Genomic DNA, 19,633 nt, shown 5'->3' on the forward strand with positions numbered 1-19,633 from the left:
AAATTACATGAAAACCTATAAATCCATAGAAGAAACCATTGCAGACGTTCAGAAAAAGGACAAGCGCTATAATTATATTGTAATGATTGTGATGGCATTAATGGCTGCGTTTATTGTGACGGTAATTGTGTACGATCAACAAGTAAAAAAGCAAAACGATGTCATTCTAAAAAGTAGAGTTACGATTGATCAGTTGAAAACCAAAGAGCTTGAAAATGAATTTTTGCGTGAACGTGATTCGATCCGAACAGATTCTATTACGGGTTTGGTAACAACTTTACGTCAAGAATTATCGGTTATAAAGAAACAGCTGGCAAAAAATAATAGATCAAATAGCGAGCAAGCTGTAGTAATGGCCAATATAAACTTGGCGCAAGATAAGCTGAATCAAATCACCAATAATATCAGCGATAATACAATTGTACGTTATTACAAACGCAAAGCCGATGGCAATCGAATAGAAGATTTGATTCAAAACATGAAGAATCCAAGTTTCCGATTAAATCTAAAAGATGTACCGAATGATAACGGACGTTACAAAGTAAATACAATATGGTTTGGTGCCGATGTCAATAGAGTAGAAGTCTCTAAATTAATAGCGGCTTTAAAGAAAATTGGTGTTCGTATTTCTAATGTAAAAGAGTTCGATAATCCAAAAACGAAAGATTGGAAAAAAGCTGCTATCGAAATTGGGTATGCACCAGTCAACTCTTCATCAACGAAACTCTCCGAAAGTGAAGTTAAAAATTTAAGAGTAAACAATAATAATATAAAATATAATGTTCGATTTTATTCTTATAAACCTGATCAACGGATAAAAAATAGGCTGACAACATTGATTAAGAAAGAAAATTATGCGATTAAAGTATATCCAGACTGGAAAAAGCAATATAGTTTCTTTTCCAAAGTTCCTACCGTTTTCTATTATGACAAAGACATAAAAGATATTGCCGAAAAATTGGCAGCTACCTTATCTAGCTATGTTAAAGGAGTAACTTTTAAAGCTCAATTTGGAAGTGGTTACGGAATTAAACAAAACGAAAAGAAAAATACGTTTATCATTCATTATACGCAGTAGTTTTTTCATAACACTTTTACCTTATCGCGTATTTCTACTTTTAATATTTGCAGCACATAATCGAATGATTTCTGCAATGCGCTTTTCGCGTGTTGTGGCTCGTTTCGCTTGATTCAACCAATATAAATAACTTTTACGATAGGATGGACTGAAATTTTGATAGTTTTCAAACGCGGTCGGATTGGCTTCAAAAGCTGTTTGCAATTCTTTTGGAATGACGCCGTTTTCTACATCGTCCAATGCTGTCCACGAACCATCTTTCATCGCAGCAATCATTTTCAGAGAACCACTTTCGTGCATTTTTTCTGCGGCGATCAATTCCACAATATAACTCTTGTTAAGCTTGCTCCAAACACTTTTGGGATTTCGCGGACAAAAATATTGTCGCCTGCGTTCCTCGTCTAGTTTTTTCACCGTGCTGTCAATCCAACCAAAACACAGCGCTACTTTTACCGCTTCTTCCCAACGCATACTTTCTGTTGCCGAACTTACTTTGTAAAAAATTAAATACACACCCGAAGACGTATCGTGATGTTCTTCCAACCACGCACGCCATTCCGTATCGTTTTTAAAATAGAGTTCTTCGCGTGTGTTCATTGAATACTATCTAAAAATTTTCGCAGGAAATACAATCAAGCTTTCATGCCCGTTTTTGCTCACTGTAGCAATTCCAAAATAATAATTATCAATCACAATTCCTTTTAGCGTATATTCAGTTACATCGCCCACAAAACGTGAATGTTGCCATTGTGGAGCGGTTGTATCGCGCCAGTAGATTTTATAGCCAACGACATTTTCATCTTCCGATTTTTTCCATTTGAATTTTGCACTTGGTTGTACAATCCCACCAATTTTTACATCTTGTGGCGGCAATGGTGACCACGCCAAACTCGCTAAATTGATGGCATTTACTGCTGTGAGTTTCTTCGCATAAGCGAAATTGACACCTTCAATAACATCTCCATAGTTGATGCCGTTTTCTTCTCGAATGTCTTGATGTTGGCGATTGTAGTTTTCATGCGCTTCCATGATTCTGATTCCTGCAAAACCAAGATCGTTAAACGGTCTGTGATGCCCACCGCGACCAAATCTGTCCAAACGATAAATTAGCATTGGATTCATTTCAGGCATGTACGTTTGCGTTTGCTTGTGAACGTATCGTGCTAATTGACGAGAAATTCCATCCACTTCACCACCGTAAAAACGGCGTGATCTGCGTTGGCGCTCAGTTTCATTCGCAGGAACTGGCTCTGAGAAAATTCGGAACGACCTGTTATCAATCACGCCATCAACTCCTTCAATATTTCCGATCATATCATTGTTTAATACACCAATAATGTCCCAACCTTGATCTTTCGCATACTTCGCCAATCCTTGTCCACCAAACAAGCCTTGTTCTTCGCCCGACAATCCCACGTAAATAATACTGTTTTCAAACTTATATTTTGATAATACACGTGCAGCTTCAATTGCTCCAGCCATTCCAGAAGCGTTATCGTTAGCACCTGGTGCGTCTGTGGTAAAATCCATGGTGTCGCTGGCGCGCGAATCAATATCGCCACTCATAATCACATACCGATTTGGGTATTTTGTGCCTTTCTGAATCGCCACTACATTCACAACCCATGCATCTTTTGGTACACGACGATTGCCTTCTTTCGTGACAAAATCTTTTTGGTAGAATACATTCAAACAATTATCACAATTGCTAGAAATTTGATCAAATTCTTTTTTAATCCAACGTCTTGCGGCACCAATTCCACGCGTTTCAGAAACGGTGTCACTAAAGGTGTTTCGCGTTCCAAAGTTTGCCAGCGTTCGGATATCATTTTCGATACGATCTGCCGAAACCGCATCAATGATATCGTACAAACGCGAATCGGTTTGTGACATCATAAACGTTACAGAAAAGAGTAGGGTAGTGAGGATAATTTTCTTCATAGTTTTTTATGCTAAATATGTATTTGTATTGAATTTATTTTTTTGTGTAATAAAAAGGAACAATCGCGTTGGAGCCGTCTTTTTGACCAACACTGACATAAACCGTCATATTGTTTGGACCGACAGATTCGAAGATCATTCCTTCAAAAATTGCTTTGTTTTTGGTGACTTTGATCAGTGGAAAATCGACCGTTTCATCCTTGATTTCCCAACCTTTCAATTCGCCGTCAAAATGTTTCAGTCGCAAGAGGAGACTTTTGTTTACTTCCGAAATCGTTTCAATTTCATAAAAATTCACTTTTCCGTCTACAATCAATTTAAAGGTTGCCATCATAGAACCACCCGAAGGTTCGCTCCAGTTTTCTTCCGTAATTCCTCCAAACGCTTCGCCTTTCCAGTTGCCTGCAATCCAACGAATGTTTTCTAAGGTTGGCGCGAGTGTTTTTTCAAGTTCGGCAACCAAAGCTAATTTCGTATTTGCTCGGTTTGTGGTTATGCGTGTAATGTTGTCAAAATTTTCTTTGTCGAACAGTTTTACAATCTTCCATTCGGTATCTTTCTCGGGATGCAGTTTGTATAACGCTTTTCCTTTCGCCATCAAGATAGAACCATCAGCCAACCAGCACATGTCTTCTACATTTGGAATTGTATTCGTGATTTTTTTGGTTTCGTAAGTTTCAACATTCAGGGAACGAATTTCCCAAGCATCGTTCTTTTTACTGATATAACTTACCAAGTTTAAGTTTGGAATGTTGTGCAATGATCGACCAATTTTGGTATCGGCAGTCTCATGGGTATTTTTTTTAAGGTTAGAAACAACAAGTCTTTGCGGTTCGCCCAAAACGAAAGAAACCAGCACATTTCGAGAATTCCATACGTGATACCCAATTTTTAACTCTTTGTGAATTGGTTTACTTTTTCCGCGTCGGTATCTGTATAATAATTGCAGTCCTGTAGTGTCTAAACGAATGGCAGAAACATCTTTGGTTGTAGGAATTGGTGTTGGCGAATATTCACTTCCTTGTTGGGTATTACTCAACCATTTTTTATCGCCATTATTGATATTATACGAAAGAATATCCGTTTGTCCATTTCGCGTGGACGCGAATAAAATTGTGTTTGCATATTGAAACGAAGGTTGATTGTCATAGCCTTCATTGTTAGAAATATTCTGTCCGTTGGTGAGTTGTATTTGATTGTTTTTGGTAGCAAGATCAAAAAGATATACTTCTGTATTAGGTTGAGAAAACACAGCAAACGGAATTGTAATTACCAGCAAGTGTAGTAATTTTTTCATGTGTGGTTTGATTGATTAGTTGATGGAAAGTTACGCAATTTTCAAAATATGCATTGTAAAGGAGTTGTTTTTTAACAAAAACACTGTTTTTTGAGTCTTTAATAACGACATTAAAATGTTGAATGCTAAATGTTGAATTACAAATAAAAATCAATTCGCGTTTATATAAAATTGAGCATCACAAAAACCATTGATGAATTCGTGACAAAAAGTAAGAAGTTGAAAAGTGTCTAAGTCTACGAGTTTATGTTCTGAAATAAAATAGTGTAACCAAATAACGAACCACGACATTAAAATGTTGAATGCTAAATGTTGAATGAAAAACAAAAATCAATTCGCGTTTATATAAAATTGAGCATCACAAAAACCATTGGTGAATTCGTGACAAAAAGTAAGAAGTTGAAAAGTGTATAAGTTTACGAGTTTATATTCTGAAATAAAAATAGAGTAACCAAATAACGAATCACGACATTAAAATGTTAAATGCTAAATGCTAAATGTTGAATGACAAACAAAAATCAATTCGCGTTTATATAAAATTGAGCATCACAAAAACCATTGGTGAATTTGTGACAAAAAGTAAGAAGTTGAAAAGTGTCTAAGTTTACGAGTTTATGTTCTAAAAAAATAGTGTAACCAAACAACAAACAACAAACAACAAATAGGAATTACTTTCGCAATCCAAAACCTTTTGGAGCTTTTAGCGGACTAGAATCATACATGTTAATATAAATAGAAACCGTATCTTTTGATCCTTCCCAAGTAACGCGATAATTGTCAAGTATAGCATTATCACCATACAAGGCGTTTTCGCTAGGTGTTGGACAACAACTTCCAGCTCGGTAATAGGAAACTTCTTCACCATTTGGACCTGTCAGCGCATTTAAATACCGTTTCTCATTTGTAGGTCCTTCAGAATCTCTTGCACCACCAACTTCCACAGCATTCTTAGGAGAATATCCATAGGTTTCATCTGTTGAAATTTCTTTGACTACAAAGGTATATGAATCACGGAGCGTTTGTTTAAAATTTTTACTTTTAGCTTTTTTAATGTTTGTGACAGAACGTTCAGCAGTCGAAGCAGATTTTTTAGTTCCACAGGCTACAATCACAGTTAATACAAGCAATACAAGTCCTAGTTTTTTCATGTAATTTAGTTTTAGATGGTTCATGCAATGTACCGAAGCTACTATTTTTACATTGAAAATCAAATTTTGAAGCGGTGTATTGAGTGAATGTGATGTTTCTGTTAGGTAAGAATAAGTTTCGCTGAGAGAACATTTGTGCCAACTAAAAGATAAAGAACCTGTTAATGTTGACAATTTTTCTTTTCTGTCTTCGTCAACCAATACGCTAATTTCCGAGTCAAAAATGGCATAATCAAATATTGCATCGCAGTTACCAAAACGACTGTTAATACAAACGTTCTGGCAATAAGCGGCAAAGCAATTAATTCTTCTTTAAATAGAAATAAAATTATGGTAATGAGTGGATAAATAACGATCCAAGTTAAAAACGCCAGTCTGTGTTTTGAGGTATTATTTTTCATTATTTACGGAATGATATTACGGTTTCTAAAATCCTGCAAAAGATCTAAGAACATTTCTTCACTGTCCATCACTTCGTGGAATCCTAATTGTTGAATTTTGGTAGTGCTTAATAAAACATCCCAATCACAATTGAACATAAAGTCACCTAATGGCCAAGCGGCAACATCGTGATACGAATTTGGTTCCAACTGATACTTTTCTACAATCGAATCCCAAAGTGGTGCTTTGTCTTCCATAAAAGTTGCCAAATTGATTTGTTGTGGTTCTTCATATTCCATGTCAAAAAACTTGGCAATTCTTTTCCACAAATGTTGCCAACGAAAAGCGTCTCCATTCGTAAAATTAATGGCGTGGTTGGCTGTATTTTCAGCAGTAGCTACCCAAACGGCTGCTTTGGCTAACAATTTGGCATCACAGACTTGTACCAAAGCTTGATACGCAGCTTCACTTCCCGAAAAGCGCAATGGCAATCCCAATTCTTTTGAAATAGTAGCATATACACCAATCAATAAAGGCAAGTTGGGAATGCCGACAATATTGCTGCAAAGCAGTTCTGGACGCAAGGCAACCCAAGACCACGATTTTCCACGTTGACGCTCTATCAAAAAGTCTTCTTGATTGAAATAGAAGTTCGGAGCCATGTGTCGTGCATCCGTTTCTTTGGCTGGTGTTTTAAACTTTCCAAGTTGTCGTCCGTATACTTTTCCGCCTTCCATCAAAAAGACACGCTGGAGATTCTTTGCAATTGGTTCAATGGCTTCTACGGTATTTTTCAATAAGGCTACGTTTTTATCAATTGGACCGCTAAACGTGGCATCGCCAATAAATCCAACACAAAAAATATGAGTTGTAGCTGTTAAGTGTGAAAGTTTTTGTTTGGTTTCTTCCACATCTAAGAGATTCACTTGAATAAAAGTTTGTCTACTTTCGTACATTGGTTCTTTAATGTCGAGTCCTACAATATCCCAATTGTCTAGCGTTGATAAATAGGTAATGATATTTCTTCCCATTCCGCCAGAAGCGCCTATAATTACTGCTTTATTTTTCATAAGTTCTAATTTTTTAAAGTTGAATGTGTACGGATTGCATGTTTTCTAGCAAATGCTTTTCAGAGGAAGTTCCTGGAATAGGAATCACGTTGTCGCTGTAGTGTAAGAGCCATGATAAGGAAAGTTGGTTGATAGAAATTCCTTCTTTTTCCGCTTTCGCGAGAATGGTCTCATCCCAATCGTTTTTTGCGACAGGTGTGTGTGCGACAAACGCGATATTTTGCGCAGCAGTTGCTTGTACCAAGTCTTCATAACGACGATCTTTATAACTGAACGCATTCTGTACAATGTCAATCTTTGCCACTTTTTGCGCGCGTTCCAAATCGTTCACCGTTACGTTAGAAATTCCGATGTGTTTTATTTTTCCTTCTTGTTGAAATTGTGCCAATGCGCCTACCGATTCTTCAATAGGAATGTTCGGATCAATGCGATGTAAAAAGTATACTTCTATTTGTTCGCGTTGCAATCTGCGCAAGCTGCCTTCAATGGCCGTTCGTAAGTAGTACGGATGTCCGTTTGCCATGATCGCGCCAGGTTTGTACTTTACCGCGCCGCCTTTGGTAGCAACTACTACGTCGTTTTTAAAAGGTTGTACAGCCTCTGCTACCACGAGTTCTGACGTATACGGTCCGTAAGAATCGGCAGTATCAATAAAGTTGACGCCTTGTTCAATAGCTTTGCGAATCACTTTGATTGCGGAAGCTTTATCAGTAGAATCTCCCCAAATTCCGTTTCCTGTTGTGGCACGCATGGTTCCGAATCCTAAGCGGTTGATTTCGGTTGCGTTTCCAATTGTAACTGTTGTTTTTAATGTGTCCATCGTTTTTGTTTTACTTGTTTGATGGTACAAATGTATGCCGCGATGTTGCCTGAGCTTGGGTAGATTTTACAGCTACTTAGGTAAATTTTACAGAATTGTTATTTTCCGTCTCGAAATTCGCTTGGAGAAAGCTTGGTAGCACTTTTAAAATACTTTGAAAAGTACGAACTGTCTTGAAATTTTAAGAAATAAGCAACTTCTGAAACCGTGAGTTCTGTACTTTTTAGTAAAGACTTAGCTTCTAAAATAGTTCGTTGTTTAATAATTTGTGAAGCTGTTTTTCCTGTTTCCTTTTTTAAGGTGTTGCTCAAGTAATTCGCACTTATGTGAACATGCTCGGCAAAGTCAGCAACGGTGAAAATGTATTCCGCTTTTTGTGTGGCGATGTCAAAAAAGTGTTTCTCTAGCAAATCGTAAAAAGCTTTTGAAATGCTTTCTTTCTTCGTGTTGTTTGTCACTGTAGGATGCTGTTCTCGATGCCATTTTTTAGACAATAATAGCACAATAGATACGTAATGATACAGCAACGGTATTTTGTCTTTTTCATGACTTTGATATATCTGTAAAAGCTCCGTCAGCAATTCATTCAACTGTGTTACTTGCGTTGCATTGAGTTGCAATTGCACATTCGCATCTATTTCAAAAAAAGGATATTCTGTATAAATATCTGTTGTAGAAAACTGTCGGATGAATTCGGTAGAAAACAAAAACACAAAGCCTTTCCACGGTTTGGTTTTTTTGTAATAGCGCAAATGTCGTGGCGACATAAAGTAGAATGAACCTTCTTGCATGGTGTATTCTTGCAGTCCAATTTTGTATTCCGCGGCACCTTCTATCAAGAACGAAGCGGAAAACGTATCGCTTCTAAATATTTGTGTTTCGGCAGAATGTGTTTCAGGAACTTCCTCGTGTTTGTGAATGTGAAAGAGATTTGACTGCGGCGTAAAGGTGCGCAACGCTTTCAATAAAGCCGTAATGTCTTTAAAGTAGGATATAGAAGATGGATCTTTCAAAGATAACAAATTGAAAGTCTAAGATAGTATTTTTTAAATTTTTAAATGCGTTCAGAAAGCTGTAATTTTAGCTAATGCCAGAAACCGCTACAACTTCGTTATACATTATGGCTGCCATTTACATTGTGGCAGGAATTTTTCATTTTGTGACTCCAAAACTTTTTCTAAAAGTCACACCGAAATGGGTTCCTAAACCTGAAATCGTGAATATTTTGGTGGGAATTATTGAAATTGCATTAGGAATTGCGTTGCTATTTGAAGCCACACGTTCGTATGCTGCGATGGGAGTTATTGCCTTGTTAATTGCTGTATTTCCTGCAAATTGGAATCATTTTCAAATGGCAAGACGCAAAGGTGAATTTGTCATTCCAACGTTGATTCGATTGCCGATGCAAGCGGGACTAATCTATTGGGCGTATACATTTGTTTGAAGCTTTAGTGGTGTCCTAAATTAAACAATATTTTATTGATTTAGGGTGCACTATTTTCATTAGTCGTGGATTAAATTATACATTTATAAAGATTACATCCGTTGTGTATTTTGAATACAAAAGTATAACGAAGCTTCATTTCGAGTGATTTTGAGGTATGAAAAATCGTATCGAGAACTGTTTAGTGCAAAACATGCTATTTTCGATACAAATTTCACACATTTTCAATCATAAAATTCACTCAAATTGATGAGTTTTATCAAAATATACAACGGTTAATAACACTATTCACTATGAAAAAACGATTACTTTTATCAATATTATATTGCTTTCCAATACTTTTTTATGGTCAAATAGGAAATGAGTTCGAAGACGGAATTTCTAATTGGACGAATACTGACGGCTCTACAACCATGCTTACTCAAGAAATGCATTCAGGTTCAAATGAATTTAATCAATACTATTTGTTGAAAACCTGCGATGGCTCTAATACTGCTATAGGAGAAATGGCTGTTGTATATCACTTTGGCGGTAATTTATATGATGAAACATGGGGAACAGGTTTTGAATTTGATGTAAAAAATGATAATAACTTTCCGCTACATATACGATTGGGATTTGAAGGATTCAATAATGCTGAACTGGTTACACTACAGTCCTTTGAAATTCCTGCAATGACTGATTGGATTTCTGTAATTTTTTGGGTTCAGGGCGGTTATGATGTAGAACTAACTGATGAAGGTGACTATGTACCTAGTATACCTGGCGTCTTTTATGAGACTATGTCTAATGTCAAAAACATTCGAATTATACATAATGCTAGTGTAAGTTTTGATGGAGAAATAGTGACTGGATTATTAAAGATAGATGATTTTGATATTATTCTTTTATTATCAGTAGATGAAAAGTTTTTGAATGGCATTAAAGTCTTTCCAAATCCAGTTGTAGATCAGTTATTCATTAATTTTCCTGCCACGACAAAAGGCAAACTTAGCTTAACGTCTATTGATGGAAGAAAATTATTGACAAAAGATATTCAAGCTGAACAAATGCAGTTAGATGTTTCAAGCATTAAAAGTAAAGGTATTTATTTTTTAAAGATAGAAACGCCTCAAGGAACGCTAATTAAGAAAATTGTGAAGGTTTGATTTGACTGTTAATTGCAAACTTCGTCGATTAAATTATGAGTAAAAGAGGATTCCTGTTTTTTAATAGGCGCACGGTGTGCTTATTGCACAAGTTTAAGAAGTTTCTTGTATCGTATTATTGAGCAGTATATAAGCGTGCTATTACTAGAGTATGCAGTAAACAAGGACGTTATATGAAAAAGAAACGGCAAAGTACGGTAGAACCCGTTTTTGGTACGCTAAAGGAATATGTGGGACTCAGAAAAATCAATACATTAGGAATTGAACAAGCTAACAAAGTCATGCATATGGCGGCCATTGCTTATAACTTGAAGAAGTACCTGAAATTCATCACAAAAACTACAAAAGTAGAGTTAAATCACTTGGCTTCCTCATTTTCAAAATAATGCTACTATTTGATAATTATATCTTGATTATAAGCGGAGTTAATTTTAGAACTCTATAACGAGAATCAAAAGAAAGGCACTCTTAAAAGTGCTGAGAATGCCTTATTTTTTGTGAAATTATAGGGTTGTGCAACGATTACCATTGTTGGCAATAGTTTTTTTACTTTTATCTATTAAGACTCCTGAATTTTCTTCCCCCCATTTTTTTATAAAATTCTTAATCTCAGAAGGATTCGTGAGCTTGATTTCAATATCTTTTTCGATTCTTTCCCCTATAATCCGATATTGACGAAATTCAGTTACTATATCCATATAGTATCCAGTAAATCTGCAAGGAATCTTACCGTTAGAACACATAAAACTGAATTCATTTCTTCCGTCAAAATCTGAAACTTGGTCATCATAGTTTCCCTTATAATAACATTCTAGCTTTCCATTTGAAATCCAAGAGTTTACTGATTTCCAGGTCCCAAGTAATTCTCCATCTGAATTATAAGATTCGCCCTGTAATAGATAAAATCCTTTTTCATATTTAATTCTAATAAGAGCATAGGTCTTTATCTCTGTAACATCTATCCATAAACCTTCAAAAAACTCTTCTCCTAGAATGATTTTTCTTATCCAAGAATTATTATTTATAAAATATTCAATAACTATTGAACCAACTTCAACACAAATTAACAATGTAACGGCTATTATTAGAATGGCTAAAACCTTATTATCAATTTTATTATCCAGAACACTTGTTTGTATATAACCAGCAAGGAAAATTGCAACCGATGCTAAGATAGTTTTAGAAAGGTTATTTATATTTTCAATTTGTTGAATCTTAGATGATATCATCGAATGTTAATAAATTATTGCCAACGATAAGAATAAGTTGCGTTTTAATGCAATTTATTCTATTGTTATATATATGTTTTTTACGTTCTTATCTTAACTAAATTACAACTTAAACTCAAGTAAAAAAACAGGAGTTCAAAAAAGAGCCAAAATGAGCGGTAAAGCCCGTTTGAAATAGTGAAAAAGATGCGCTTTATATTTGTATAAGGCGTGCCTTTTTTTACTATTTACAATGTTAGATTTTATAGTTTTTTTATAAGGAGTTGATTTTGTGAAATAAATCCACTACCTTAATTTAAGTTTTTGAGTACATTAACAATGTTTGAAAGAACTGTCTTTCACAGTGTAACTGACAAAAACTTAAATGAAAATCTACTGATTTTAAAAATAATATAAAATCGTTCCAAAATCATCTTTTCTAACGGATGTCTCCGATTCTCTTTTTGAATTATATATAACATATGTATATACGGAATTCCTGTTTTTATACTAAATATGATAAATAACAGGAACAAATTTGATTTCAACCTCCTGTTATTCCCCATAAATGTAAAACAAAACTCATACATACACAATGCGGTTTTCCGTAAAGAACAGAAGTTAAGTACTAATTCCCTAAGAATATGTTCCTAGTCTGTATTGAATGGTTTTAGAGTTCGCATCAGCCCAAACCAATGTCCATGTAGTTTCGTCAGAATTATTGCAATACATACTGCGATACGCTTTATGATGTGTTATGGTTTATACAAATGAGTTTCTTTTCTTTCTGAAATAAGATATTGAAATCTACATTAGCGATTCCATAAGAATGAATATGTACCACATACGCATAGTAATTTCCTTTTTCAGCCAAAATCTTTCGAATCAGTTTATTTTCTGTAAGTTTATCAGATTCTGACAGTGTTGATCGGTAATAAGAATAAGGATGTTTGGTGTTTTTTCAATGTTTTTCATAGTGTAAATTTTCTGTAGTTGATCTATATAAATCTAAATGAAAGATGCAGACTTTACAATTTAATCGCTTTTATACTACTAAAGAAGAATACATTTTGAAAAATTCACAATAGTTATATCATATTCAATCATTTTATTAAAAAATACGCAATAAAAATGCTCGGGAAATATTTTTACAGTAATGTAATATGCTTCCCCGACGTCGGGGAAGGTCTATGCAATACTGTAAAACGCTTCCCCAGTTTCGGGAAATGTTTTTGCAACACTGCAACTTGTTTCCCTAGCGTTAGGAAAGATTCCTGCAATACTGCGAACAGTTTTCCTGCATTGAGGAAAGACTCTTGCAGCGCTACAACATACTTTTGGGAAACTTCAGAAGCTTCTAAAACTACTGAGACAGACTTTCGTTGAAATACAAACGCTGCTCGTTTATAACCATAAGGGAAATGGATGTTTTTAGTTTAGCATTTAAGGGATATATACGCGTGTTGTTGGTGTAAAGAAGGTTCAAAAAAAAGACAAGTAGTTACTATACAATTCTATGATTCTGTAGTGGTGTCATCTTCTTCCTCTTCAATCCTTCTTGCTTTTGCCAATGCAGTAGCAACCAAACCCGCAGGAACTGTTACCACACCAATTCCAATAATAAGTACAAAAAACGTAAAAATTTTGCCGCCCACGGTAATAGGAATTACATCTCCATATCCGACTGTAGTTAGGGTAACAATGGCCCACCAAAGACTGTGAAAAATGGAACAGAATGCTTCTGGTTGTGCTTTGTGCTCAAAAAAGTAGATTCCTGAGGCAGAGAGATACATTAAAATTCCTGTAACAATAAAGAACAATACCATTTCTTCCTTTACAATTCTGGCAGCAATATGAAATCTGCGCAACGCTTTGTTGTAGCGTATTAATTTTAAAGCTCTAAAGATTCTAAAAACACGAAAAGCTCTTAATCCACGTAAATCAACAGAGGTATTGAGGTAAAACGGTAAAATAGCTAGTAGATCAATGATACCGTAGAAACTGAAAATATATCGGAATGTTTTTTTAGCCACATATATTCTAAGGATGTATTCAATAGAAAATACAACGACACAGAATATCTCTATGATGAAAAGAATTTGTTTGGTAGAAGCGCTATTATTTGGAAGTGTTTCAACTGCAGAAGCCACTAAGGAAATCAATATAAGTGCTTGAATACAATAGTCAAATATTTTACCTCCTCTTGTGGTGTTGTCTTCTACAAATATTCTAAGTTGTTCCTTCATTTTGGATCAGGTATAGCCTTGGTATACGAAAGAAGCGTTTATGCTACCTAAACTTTTCAGTAATGTAGCAAACCATTCTCTTTCTATACAGAAAATTCAAGATATTAAATAATTAAGTATTTGACTTTATATATGGCAATAAAAATCTATTTGCGAACTTTAGTATTGTTTGTTAATGTTAGATTTTTTAAGTAGAGTATCGTCAATAAAGTTCCGATTATGCCAATAAAACTCCATAAAATTATTAGAAAATAATCTGGATTTAGTTTCTGTATATACATGCTCAAAGACATTGCCATAAGCGCAAATCCGAGTGTGCCTGCTTTGGCTAAAATTATTCCAGTAAGAATATAGCCCCAATTCTTCTGTTTATACAATAAAAAAGCAGCCATACACATTAATGGGATTATGATGGCTAAATCTAATGAATAGATAATTAACGGAGCTTCGCCATCAGGTGTTTCAGATCGGTGTTCAGGATTCGTGAGATGAGCAAAAATATCACCCAACCAAATAAATGATAGCATCAGTACGATGAGAATCAAATATACAATAATTGTGTATTTTAACGATTTTCGTGGTAAAGCAAAGCCACAATCATAGGTATGCAATTTTAAACAGGAAAGGACAAACCCAAACGTAGCGAGACTAAATATCGGAATATGAAATAAATATAAAAATGTGAGTTTTGCTGCAAATACATAAAAGATATAAGTGTACACAAAATAAAGTAGTATGCCACTATTTAGAATACGCCATTGCCTATTTTTTGTGTCAGATGTTTTAATAATGCTAATGAGTAAGATGGGCACAGCCATACCTAAAGTTACAATATCTTGTCCTAGCCATTGTGCATTTATCCATTCACCATCTTGATAAATATCATTATTAAAAATACTGATGATGCAGGATATTATTGCAAGCGCAGCAATTAAATAGTTGATTGTATGTAAGGAACTTTTCGTCACAGGTAAAAATTATTTCTAACAGTTTTATACAAAGTGTCCGTTTGGGGATTTAAGGTACTAATTTTCTATAAAAACAAAAAGCCACTTCCGTGGAGAAGTGACTTTGGTAACGGTTCGTTTTTTTGATGGACAACAGGACCAATAATTAATACCAATTTTACTATAGAATGCTGAATGAACGAGCTTATTTGTTGCATCTTATAGTAGAATTGGTATAACTATTAAAAGTCAAGATGAGTTCACTTATTTGATGGATGATTTTATTATAATGCCTGCGTAATAGTTTGATTCCAAATGCCCGTAGCAGCAGTTTTTTGTGCAAATTCTGTAAAATCCATTGCTTTTCTTCCAAGGATACTTTCAATATCGTTTGATACTGTTTGATTGTCCGCATTGCCCAACACTTCTTTAAAAAGATAGCCAAACAACCAAATAAAGTCTGCGGGAACACCTGCGTTTTCCATGCCTTCCAAGTATTGTTCTAAGGTAATTGCTTGAAAGTTGATGGTTCTGTTTGTCGCTTTGGCAATGGTTTGAACGGCTTCTTTAAACGTGAGCTTTCTTGGTCCAGTAACTGTGATGATTTGTCCGTTGAGTGAATTGTCTCGTAAGGCTTTTGCTACCACTTCTGCAATGTCGTCTGCATCGACAAACGGAATTTCAGCTTCTGCCATCGGTAAGGCAACATGACCTGCTAAAATTGGATCTGAAAAGACACTTTCGCTAAAGTTTTGATTGAACCATGAAGCACGTACAATGGTGTAATTCAATCCAGAGTTAGCCACAATTTCTTCACAAGCTTCGGCTTCTTTTTCTCCCTTTCCAGAAAGTAATACCACTTTGTCCAAACCTTCTTTTAAAGCGAGTTCTGTAAAGGTTTGAATGGCTTCTTTGGCACCTGGTACAGCCAAATCGGGCGTGTAAGCAATGTAGGCGCTGTCCATGCCTTTTAAAACGTTGGCATAACTTTTTTGATCGTTCCAATCGAAAGCAGGAGTGTTATGTCGTGAACCTACAAATACGTTTTCCTGTTCGTTTTTTAAAATGTGTACAATACGGCGACCTGTTTTTCCTGTGCCGCCAGTAACTAAAATGTTTGATTTCATAGTAATTGATGTTTAAAATTTATACTGTGATACTTTGATAAGTGCAATGAGTAAAAGTGCAAAGGAACTAATGCTGGTAATCGTTCTGATGAGATGCAAGCGATTCCATTTGACTTCATATTGATCGCGTAGACTTTGTAGATCACTTACAGAAGCTGTTGCGAGATCGGTTTTGTCTAAAATTTCATTCAATGGAACATTTCCAAATATGGTGATTACAACCAATCCGAAAAAGTAGCATAGTGTTGCCGCTACGAGCACTAAAATGATGGTACTTGATGTGTTTTTCAATAAAAATATACTGAGCATTTGTGCTAGAAATGGTCCAAAAAAGACAACGATAAATGTTGGATTGATGATGGCGCGATTCATTTGTTGAAATGCTTGTAAATAGCCTACATTGTCCAATCTGCCAATTCCTGAGGTAACCGCGTTTGTCCATGTAAAACATAAACCTGCGGAAAGTCCAGTGAGCAATGCCGCGATCAAAATGATTGAAAGTTTCAGTGAAATGTCCATAGAATTAATCTTTTTTTAGGTTGAGAATGATTTCTTGTGAAGTCGCTTCGTACATAGAAACGATCGTTACCGAGTTGGTTTTTGAGTTATCTTCTACGGTATTTATGTTCTTATCTACAGCAGTGAAAAGAGTAAAAGTCTTTAGAAGAATGATATATACTAACATGTTTAAAAGTCCCATAACTGATTGTTTTAGTTTGATGAGACAAATTTCAGAAAAGGAGTGAAGGGAAGATTGACCGTTTGCGCCAATGTTTTGACTGTTTACGCCAAAGTGTGGAAATTTACGATTTACGATTTATGATTTACGATTTACGATATTCAATAGGCGTTTTTCCCGTCCAACGTTTAAAGGCACGATTGAAGGCACTTTGTTCCGAAAAGCCAGTTTCAAAAGCAATTTGTGCAATATTCGTATCTGATTTGGTCAACAGCAACTTGGCGCGTTCTTCTTGTTTTTGTTGAATTAAATCGCGAAATGTGACACCGTGTTCGGAAAGTCGTCGTGTAAATGTTCGCGTGCTCATGCCTAAGATTTCTGCTAAGGATGCCACACTTGGAATACCACTTGGCAGCGCGTCTTCAATCAATTGTTGAATATCAGTGATAAGTTTGTTAGAGTTGATTTGAATTCCGTTGGTTTCTTCTTCAACGCGTTCCACCAAAAATTTATTGATGCTGATATCGGCTTTGGCAGTTCTTAGGTTTAAATCTTCTGTTGTATACGCAATGACATTGTGCGATTGATTGAACAGTATCGGACATTGAAACGCTTTTTGATAATCGTCCAATTTTTTAGGAGGATCATGTTTGAAGGAAACCGACACAGGAAAAATCATTTTTTCGCTCATTGCTTGCAAAACCACTACGGTTGCCGAAAAAGTGGCTTCGTTAGAGAGTTCCAATCCGCGTCGATGTGCGTCTCGGTATAGATAGACTTTAGAAATTTCTGGGCCTTTTTCTACTTTGAAAACGTAGGTGTCAGAGAGTAATTTAAAATACCGTTCGCTTCGGTCAAAAATCTCGCCAACCCACGAACAGGTTCGCCACGCCAAGCCCAATACTCCGTAATCGTCTATTTTCATTTGCTGTCCAACACGAATAGAAAATCCTGCGCCTAATTTTTTATCTAAGAATTCGTGCAGTTCAAAAAAATGATTGGCAGGAACGGCGTTTAGGTTTGAAATGGCATCGACGGACGTTGATAATTGTTGAAGTTCATCTGCATGCAATCCTTCATCAAGTGCATGATCGATCATTTTTTTATAGAGATTGATGGAAATGTATTTCACAAGACAAACTTTGTTACTAAAATACTAAAAATTGAAATGATGTTACTCTTGTATATTTTTTTTAATGAATTCAGAAATGGAGGAAGCTTCATCAATCACGCAGATATGACTTCCGTTTTTAATAATTAAATCAGGTTTTTGGACGAGTTTGTACGGTAAGGTTCTGTCGTTGGTTCCATGAATGCGAAGAATTTTAGTCGTTTTAGGAACTTTCGGCGCTTTCCAAGTAGATAAAGCTCTAAAAGCCCATTGCAAATAGGAATTGGTTTGTTTGCCAATCATGCTTTTAAATAGCTTTGTAGTTTCTGCAGTAAATCCGTGATATTTTCCCCAAAACCAAATAGATTTTACACAAAATCCTTTCGTAAAAAAACGATCTAAACGTAATGGTTTTACAATTTTGAATGTAAATGGCAGTTCTTTTCGCGCGCTAATACTTGAAACCAAAATAATTTTTTCAATTTGGTTGGCGCTTGCAATTTCTTGCGAAACGACTCCGCCGAGTGAATGACCAATTAAGATTGTTTTTTGGGTAGCTAATTTCGCTGTAGCGAATAAGCGTTGTGCATAATCGTGAATATCCTCGTTTTTGAGTGGTTCAATCCAGTTTAGATATTCAATTTCATAATCCGACAAGTCTAAATTGTGAAAAATACGATCGTCATATCCTAATCCAGGAATTAAAATAATTCTCATTTACTGTAAAACATTGTGTATTTGTAAATTTACGGCTTATTGGTGAAACACAAGCCAGACTGCTACAAATTCTTCCAGCGTTAATTCACCATCAAAGTTAAAAAGAATGTCTCCTCTAAAATCGGATCGTCCTTTGTAGACGTTTCCATCTTCTATACGTGCTATAATATCAAACGACGAACTAGAGATGCCGTTGTATATCACATTGTCTTGAATATTGAATAGCACGTTACCTTGGAAAAATGAATTTCCTTTATATACTCTGCCATCTCTGATGTTGGCAATGATATCTTTTAAAAACGTAAAATTCCCTTTATAGATTTTACCACCTTTAACATTTGCTATTATATCTAGTCTAAAAGTAGAATCTCCATTATACACTTTTCCATCTTCCACTGTACAAATGAGATCATTCGTAAAGTTGGAGTTTCCTTTGTATACATAGGTTTGTGCCGTTGCGATATCACTTGCGCAGAAAAGAATTATAAAGAAGATGTATTTTTTCATGGAATGAAGATAGTTAATTATTATGTTGATTTTAACAAAATCTATGCCTTTAATGGTACCAAAAACTTCCTATAGTTGATGTCCATGTATGGTCTTTTTTTGTAAATAGTATGGTCTTTCCACCACCACATAAGCCTGAACATAAATCTTTGATCATCATAACAACTTTGGTTTTATCTTTTGAAAATAATGGAATAGAAAACGCATACCAGTTTTTTTTATTTGATTGATTAAAGCCTAATTTGGAATTATCCCATTTAAAATTGATCAATTCTTTTTTTTGTTGTTTCATAGCGGCAATATCTTCTTCTGTTATATCATCAAGGTAATATAGCCAGTTCATTGGAGAACGTAAAATCTCATTAAGGACATTGGGTTCTTCCTCTTTTTTATTTTTCTCCATTATTTTTTTTTGTTGAATTTTAAATAATAGATTATTAAACATAATACTATCAGAGTCAAATGAAGTAAATCTAGATTCTGGTAAAAGACGTAACGCATAACTAGGATCTAATTTTTGTTCTTTGATCACAATTTCCATAAAATCATAAATTTCTGGATGTGCATTATTTTGATGCGTTTTTTGGCAACTTATAACCAAGATTGATAGAGCTATAGTTATTATTTTCAGAGACTTCATAATATGTTTAAAAAGAAATGACTTGTTTGGTAAAGAAAGATACTAATTAAATGTTTTAAAATAATTACCAATCTAACTTCAACAACATCTCGATACAATTTTTCTTCATTTCATTTCGACTACG

General features: G+C 35.1%; 22 protein-coding genes. 4 read left to right on the forward strand and 18 right to left on the reverse strand.

The window, feature by feature from the left end; translation table 11 throughout:
- Window positions 1-7: 7 nt before the first annotated feature.
- A complete protein-coding gene (locus KORDIASMS9_RS13380) occupies window positions 8-1,078 on the forward strand; it encodes a hypothetical protein (protein ID WP_114903317.1) in 1,071 nt (356 codons plus the stop codon).
- 21 nt (window positions 1,079-1,099) lie between these two features.
- Here the strand turns inward: KORDIASMS9_RS13380 and KORDIASMS9_RS13385 are convergent, their stop codons facing one another.
- The 8 genes from KORDIASMS9_RS13385 to KORDIASMS9_RS13420 form a co-directional block, all read right to left on the reverse strand.
- A complete protein-coding gene (locus tag KORDIASMS9_RS13385; RefSeq protein WP_114903318.1) occupies window positions 1,100-1,675 on the reverse strand; it encodes a YdeI family protein in 576 nt (191 codons plus the stop codon).
- A 6-nt stretch (window positions 1,676-1,681) separates the two neighbouring features.
- Window positions 1,682-3,019 carry a M28 family peptidase gene (locus KORDIASMS9_RS13390; protein ID WP_114903319.1) on the reverse strand — a complete coding sequence of 446 codons (1,338 nt, stop codon included), beginning with the start codon at window positions 3,017-3,019 and terminating at the stop codon, window positions 1,682-1,684.
- A 34-nt stretch (window positions 3,020-3,053) separates the two neighbouring features.
- The gene (locus KORDIASMS9_RS13395) at window positions 3,054-4,316 is read right to left on the reverse strand and encodes a DUF6265 family protein (RefSeq protein ID WP_114903320.1); all 1,263 of its coding nucleotides are present in this window, start codon (window positions 4,314-4,316) and stop codon (window positions 3,054-3,056) included.
- A 668-nt stretch (window positions 4,317-4,984) separates the two neighbouring features.
- Window positions 4,985-5,464, reverse strand: coding sequence for a 2-dehydro-3-deoxyphosphooctonate aldolase (locus tag KORDIASMS9_RS13400; protein WP_114905250.1), 480 nt, complete (start codon window positions 5,462-5,464; stop codon window positions 4,985-4,987).
- A 161-nt stretch (window positions 5,465-5,625) separates the two neighbouring features.
- Complete coding sequence (locus KORDIASMS9_RS13405) at window positions 5,626-5,865, reverse strand: hypothetical protein (RefSeq protein ID WP_114903321.1); 240 nt, start codon at window positions 5,863-5,865, stop codon at window positions 5,626-5,628.
- Window positions 5,866-5,868: 3 nt separating this feature from the next.
- Entirely contained in the window at window positions 5,869-6,915 is a 1,047-nt protein-coding gene (locus KORDIASMS9_RS13410) for an SDR family oxidoreductase (RefSeq protein WP_114903322.1), read from the reverse strand.
- Window positions 6,916-6,928: 13 nt separating this feature from the next.
- Window positions 6,929-7,735, reverse strand: coding sequence for an aldo/keto reductase (locus KORDIASMS9_RS13415; protein ID WP_114903323.1), 807 nt, complete (start codon window positions 7,733-7,735; stop codon window positions 6,929-6,931).
- A 98-nt stretch (window positions 7,736-7,833) separates the two neighbouring features.
- The gene (locus KORDIASMS9_RS13420) at window positions 7,834-8,748 is read right to left on the reverse strand and encodes an AraC family transcriptional regulator (RefSeq protein ID WP_114903324.1); all 915 of its coding nucleotides are present in this window, start codon (window positions 8,746-8,748) and stop codon (window positions 7,834-7,836) included.
- 74 nt (window positions 8,749-8,822) lie between these two features.
- On the opposite strand from KORDIASMS9_RS13420, the gene KORDIASMS9_RS13425 reads away from it, so the two are divergent.
- From KORDIASMS9_RS13425 to KORDIASMS9_RS13435, 3 genes are all read left to right on the forward strand, one after another.
- Complete coding sequence (locus KORDIASMS9_RS13425) at window positions 8,823-9,179, forward strand: MauE/DoxX family redox-associated membrane protein (RefSeq protein WP_114903325.1); 357 nt, start codon at window positions 8,823-8,825, stop codon at window positions 9,177-9,179.
- 293 nt (window positions 9,180-9,472) lie between these two features.
- Entirely contained in the window at window positions 9,473-10,327 is an 855-nt protein-coding gene (locus tag KORDIASMS9_RS13430; RefSeq protein ID WP_114903326.1) for a T9SS type A sorting domain-containing protein, read from the forward strand.
- A 140-nt stretch (window positions 10,328-10,467) separates the two neighbouring features.
- The gene (locus KORDIASMS9_RS13435) at window positions 10,468-10,713 is read left to right on the forward strand and encodes a transposase (RefSeq protein ID WP_256387011.1); all 246 of its coding nucleotides are present in this window, start codon (window positions 10,468-10,470) and stop codon (window positions 10,711-10,713) included.
- 117 nt (window positions 10,714-10,830) lie between these two features.
- On the opposite strand, the gene KORDIASMS9_RS13440 is transcribed toward KORDIASMS9_RS13435, so the two are convergent.
- The 10 genes from KORDIASMS9_RS13440 to KORDIASMS9_RS13480 form a co-directional block, all read right to left on the reverse strand.
- Window positions 10,831-11,556 carry a hypothetical protein gene (locus KORDIASMS9_RS13440; protein ID WP_114903328.1) on the reverse strand — a complete coding sequence of 242 codons (726 nt, stop codon included), beginning with the start codon at window positions 11,554-11,556 and terminating at the stop codon, window positions 10,831-10,833.
- Between the two features lie 1,493 nt (window positions 11,557-13,049).
- The gene (locus KORDIASMS9_RS13445) at window positions 13,050-13,781 is read right to left on the reverse strand and encodes an ion transporter (RefSeq protein ID WP_114903329.1); all 732 of its coding nucleotides are present in this window, start codon (window positions 13,779-13,781) and stop codon (window positions 13,050-13,052) included.
- Window positions 13,782-13,927: 146 nt separating this feature from the next.
- A complete protein-coding gene (locus KORDIASMS9_RS13450; RefSeq protein WP_114903330.1) occupies window positions 13,928-14,749 on the reverse strand; it encodes a hypothetical protein in 822 nt (273 codons plus the stop codon).
- A 263-nt stretch (window positions 14,750-15,012) separates the two neighbouring features.
- Window positions 15,013-15,855, reverse strand: a complete 843-nt coding sequence (locus tag KORDIASMS9_RS13455; RefSeq protein ID WP_114903331.1) for an NmrA family NAD(P)-binding protein — start codon at window positions 15,853-15,855, stop codon at window positions 15,013-15,015.
- Between the two features lie 12 nt (window positions 15,856-15,867).
- The gene (locus tag KORDIASMS9_RS13460) at window positions 15,868-16,374 is read right to left on the reverse strand and encodes a DUF1772 domain-containing protein (RefSeq protein ID WP_114903332.1); all 507 of its coding nucleotides are present in this window, start codon (window positions 16,372-16,374) and stop codon (window positions 15,868-15,870) included.
- 4 nt (window positions 16,375-16,378) lie between these two features.
- Window positions 16,379-16,555: a hypothetical protein gene (locus KORDIASMS9_RS23335; RefSeq protein ID WP_162819950.1), complete on the reverse strand. Its 177-nt coding sequence runs from the start codon at window positions 16,553-16,555 to the stop codon at window positions 16,379-16,381.
- Between the two features lie 124 nt (window positions 16,556-16,679).
- A complete protein-coding gene (locus KORDIASMS9_RS13465) occupies window positions 16,680-17,666 on the reverse strand; it encodes an AraC family transcriptional regulator (protein WP_114903333.1) in 987 nt (328 codons plus the stop codon).
- A 42-nt stretch (window positions 17,667-17,708) separates the two neighbouring features.
- Entirely contained in the window at window positions 17,709-18,362 is a 654-nt protein-coding gene (locus tag KORDIASMS9_RS13470) for an alpha/beta fold hydrolase (protein WP_114903334.1), read from the reverse strand.
- A gap of 36 nt (window positions 18,363-18,398) precedes the next feature.
- Window positions 18,399-18,869, reverse strand: coding sequence for a hypothetical protein (locus KORDIASMS9_RS13475; protein ID WP_114903335.1), 471 nt, complete (start codon window positions 18,867-18,869; stop codon window positions 18,399-18,401).
- Window positions 18,870-18,918: 49 nt separating this feature from the next.
- Entirely contained in the window at window positions 18,919-19,509 is a 591-nt protein-coding gene (locus tag KORDIASMS9_RS13480) for a hypothetical protein (RefSeq protein ID WP_114903336.1), read from the reverse strand.
- Window positions 19,510-19,633: the final 124 nt, after the last annotated feature.

Source organism: Kordia sp. SMS9, assembly GCF_003352465.1.
Lineage (GTDB): Bacteria > Bacteroidota > Bacteroidia > Flavobacteriales > Flavobacteriaceae > Kordia.

Coding starts and splice junctions, on each gene's coding strand:
- KORDIASMS9_RS13380 (WP_114903317.1), top strand. CDS start 8: ATGAAAACCTATAAATCCATAGAAGAAACCATTGCAGACGTTCAGAAA.
- KORDIASMS9_RS13385 (WP_114903318.1), bottom strand. CDS start 1,675: ATGAACACACGCGAAGAACTCTATTTTAAAAACGATACGGAATGGCGT.
- KORDIASMS9_RS13390 (WP_114903319.1), bottom strand. CDS start 3,019: ATGAAGAAAATTATCCTCACTACCCTACTCTTTTCTGTAACGTTTATG.
- KORDIASMS9_RS13395 (WP_114903320.1), bottom strand. CDS start 4,316: ATGAAAAAATTACTACACTTGCTGGTAATTACAATTCCGTTTGCTGTG.
- KORDIASMS9_RS13400 (WP_114905250.1), bottom strand. CDS start 5,464: ATGAAAAAACTAGGACTTGTATTGCTTGTATTAACTGTGATTGTAGCC.
- KORDIASMS9_RS13405 (WP_114903321.1), bottom strand. CDS start 5,865: ATGAAAAATAATACCTCAAAACACAGACTGGCGTTTTTAACTTGGATC.
- KORDIASMS9_RS13410 (WP_114903322.1), bottom strand. CDS start 6,915: ATGAAAAATAAAGCAGTAATTATAGGCGCTTCTGGCGGAATGGGAAGA.
- KORDIASMS9_RS13415 (WP_114903323.1), bottom strand. CDS start 7,735: ATGGACACATTAAAAACAACAGTTACAATTGGAAACGCAACCGAAATC.
- KORDIASMS9_RS13425 (WP_114903325.1), top strand. CDS start 8,823: ATGCCAGAAACCGCTACAACTTCGTTATACATTATGGCTGCCATTTAC.
- KORDIASMS9_RS13430 (WP_114903326.1), top strand. CDS start 9,473: ATGAAAAAACGATTACTTTTATCAATATTATATTGCTTTCCAATACTT.
- KORDIASMS9_RS13440 (WP_114903328.1), bottom strand. CDS start 11,556: ATGATATCATCTAAGATTCAACAAATTGAAAATATAAATAACCTTTCT.
- KORDIASMS9_RS13445 (WP_114903329.1), bottom strand. CDS start 13,781: ATGAAGGAACAACTTAGAATATTTGTAGAAGACAACACCACAAGAGGA.
- KORDIASMS9_RS13455 (WP_114903331.1), bottom strand. CDS start 15,855: ATGAAATCAAACATTTTAGTTACTGGCGGCACAGGAAAAACAGGTCGC.
- KORDIASMS9_RS13460 (WP_114903332.1), bottom strand. CDS start 16,374: ATGGACATTTCACTGAAACTTTCAATCATTTTGATCGCGGCATTGCTC.
- KORDIASMS9_RS23335 (WP_162819950.1), bottom strand. CDS start 16,555: ATGGGACTTTTAAACATGTTAGTATATATCATTCTTCTAAAGACTTTT.
- KORDIASMS9_RS13470 (WP_114903334.1), bottom strand. CDS start 18,362: ATGAGAATTATTTTAATTCCTGGATTAGGATATGACGATCGTATTTTT.
- KORDIASMS9_RS13475 (WP_114903335.1), bottom strand. CDS start 18,869: ATGAAAAAATACATCTTCTTTATAATTCTTTTCTGCGCAAGTGATATC.
- KORDIASMS9_RS13480 (WP_114903336.1), bottom strand. CDS start 19,509: ATGAAGTCTCTGAAAATAATAACTATAGCTCTATCAATCTTGGTTATA.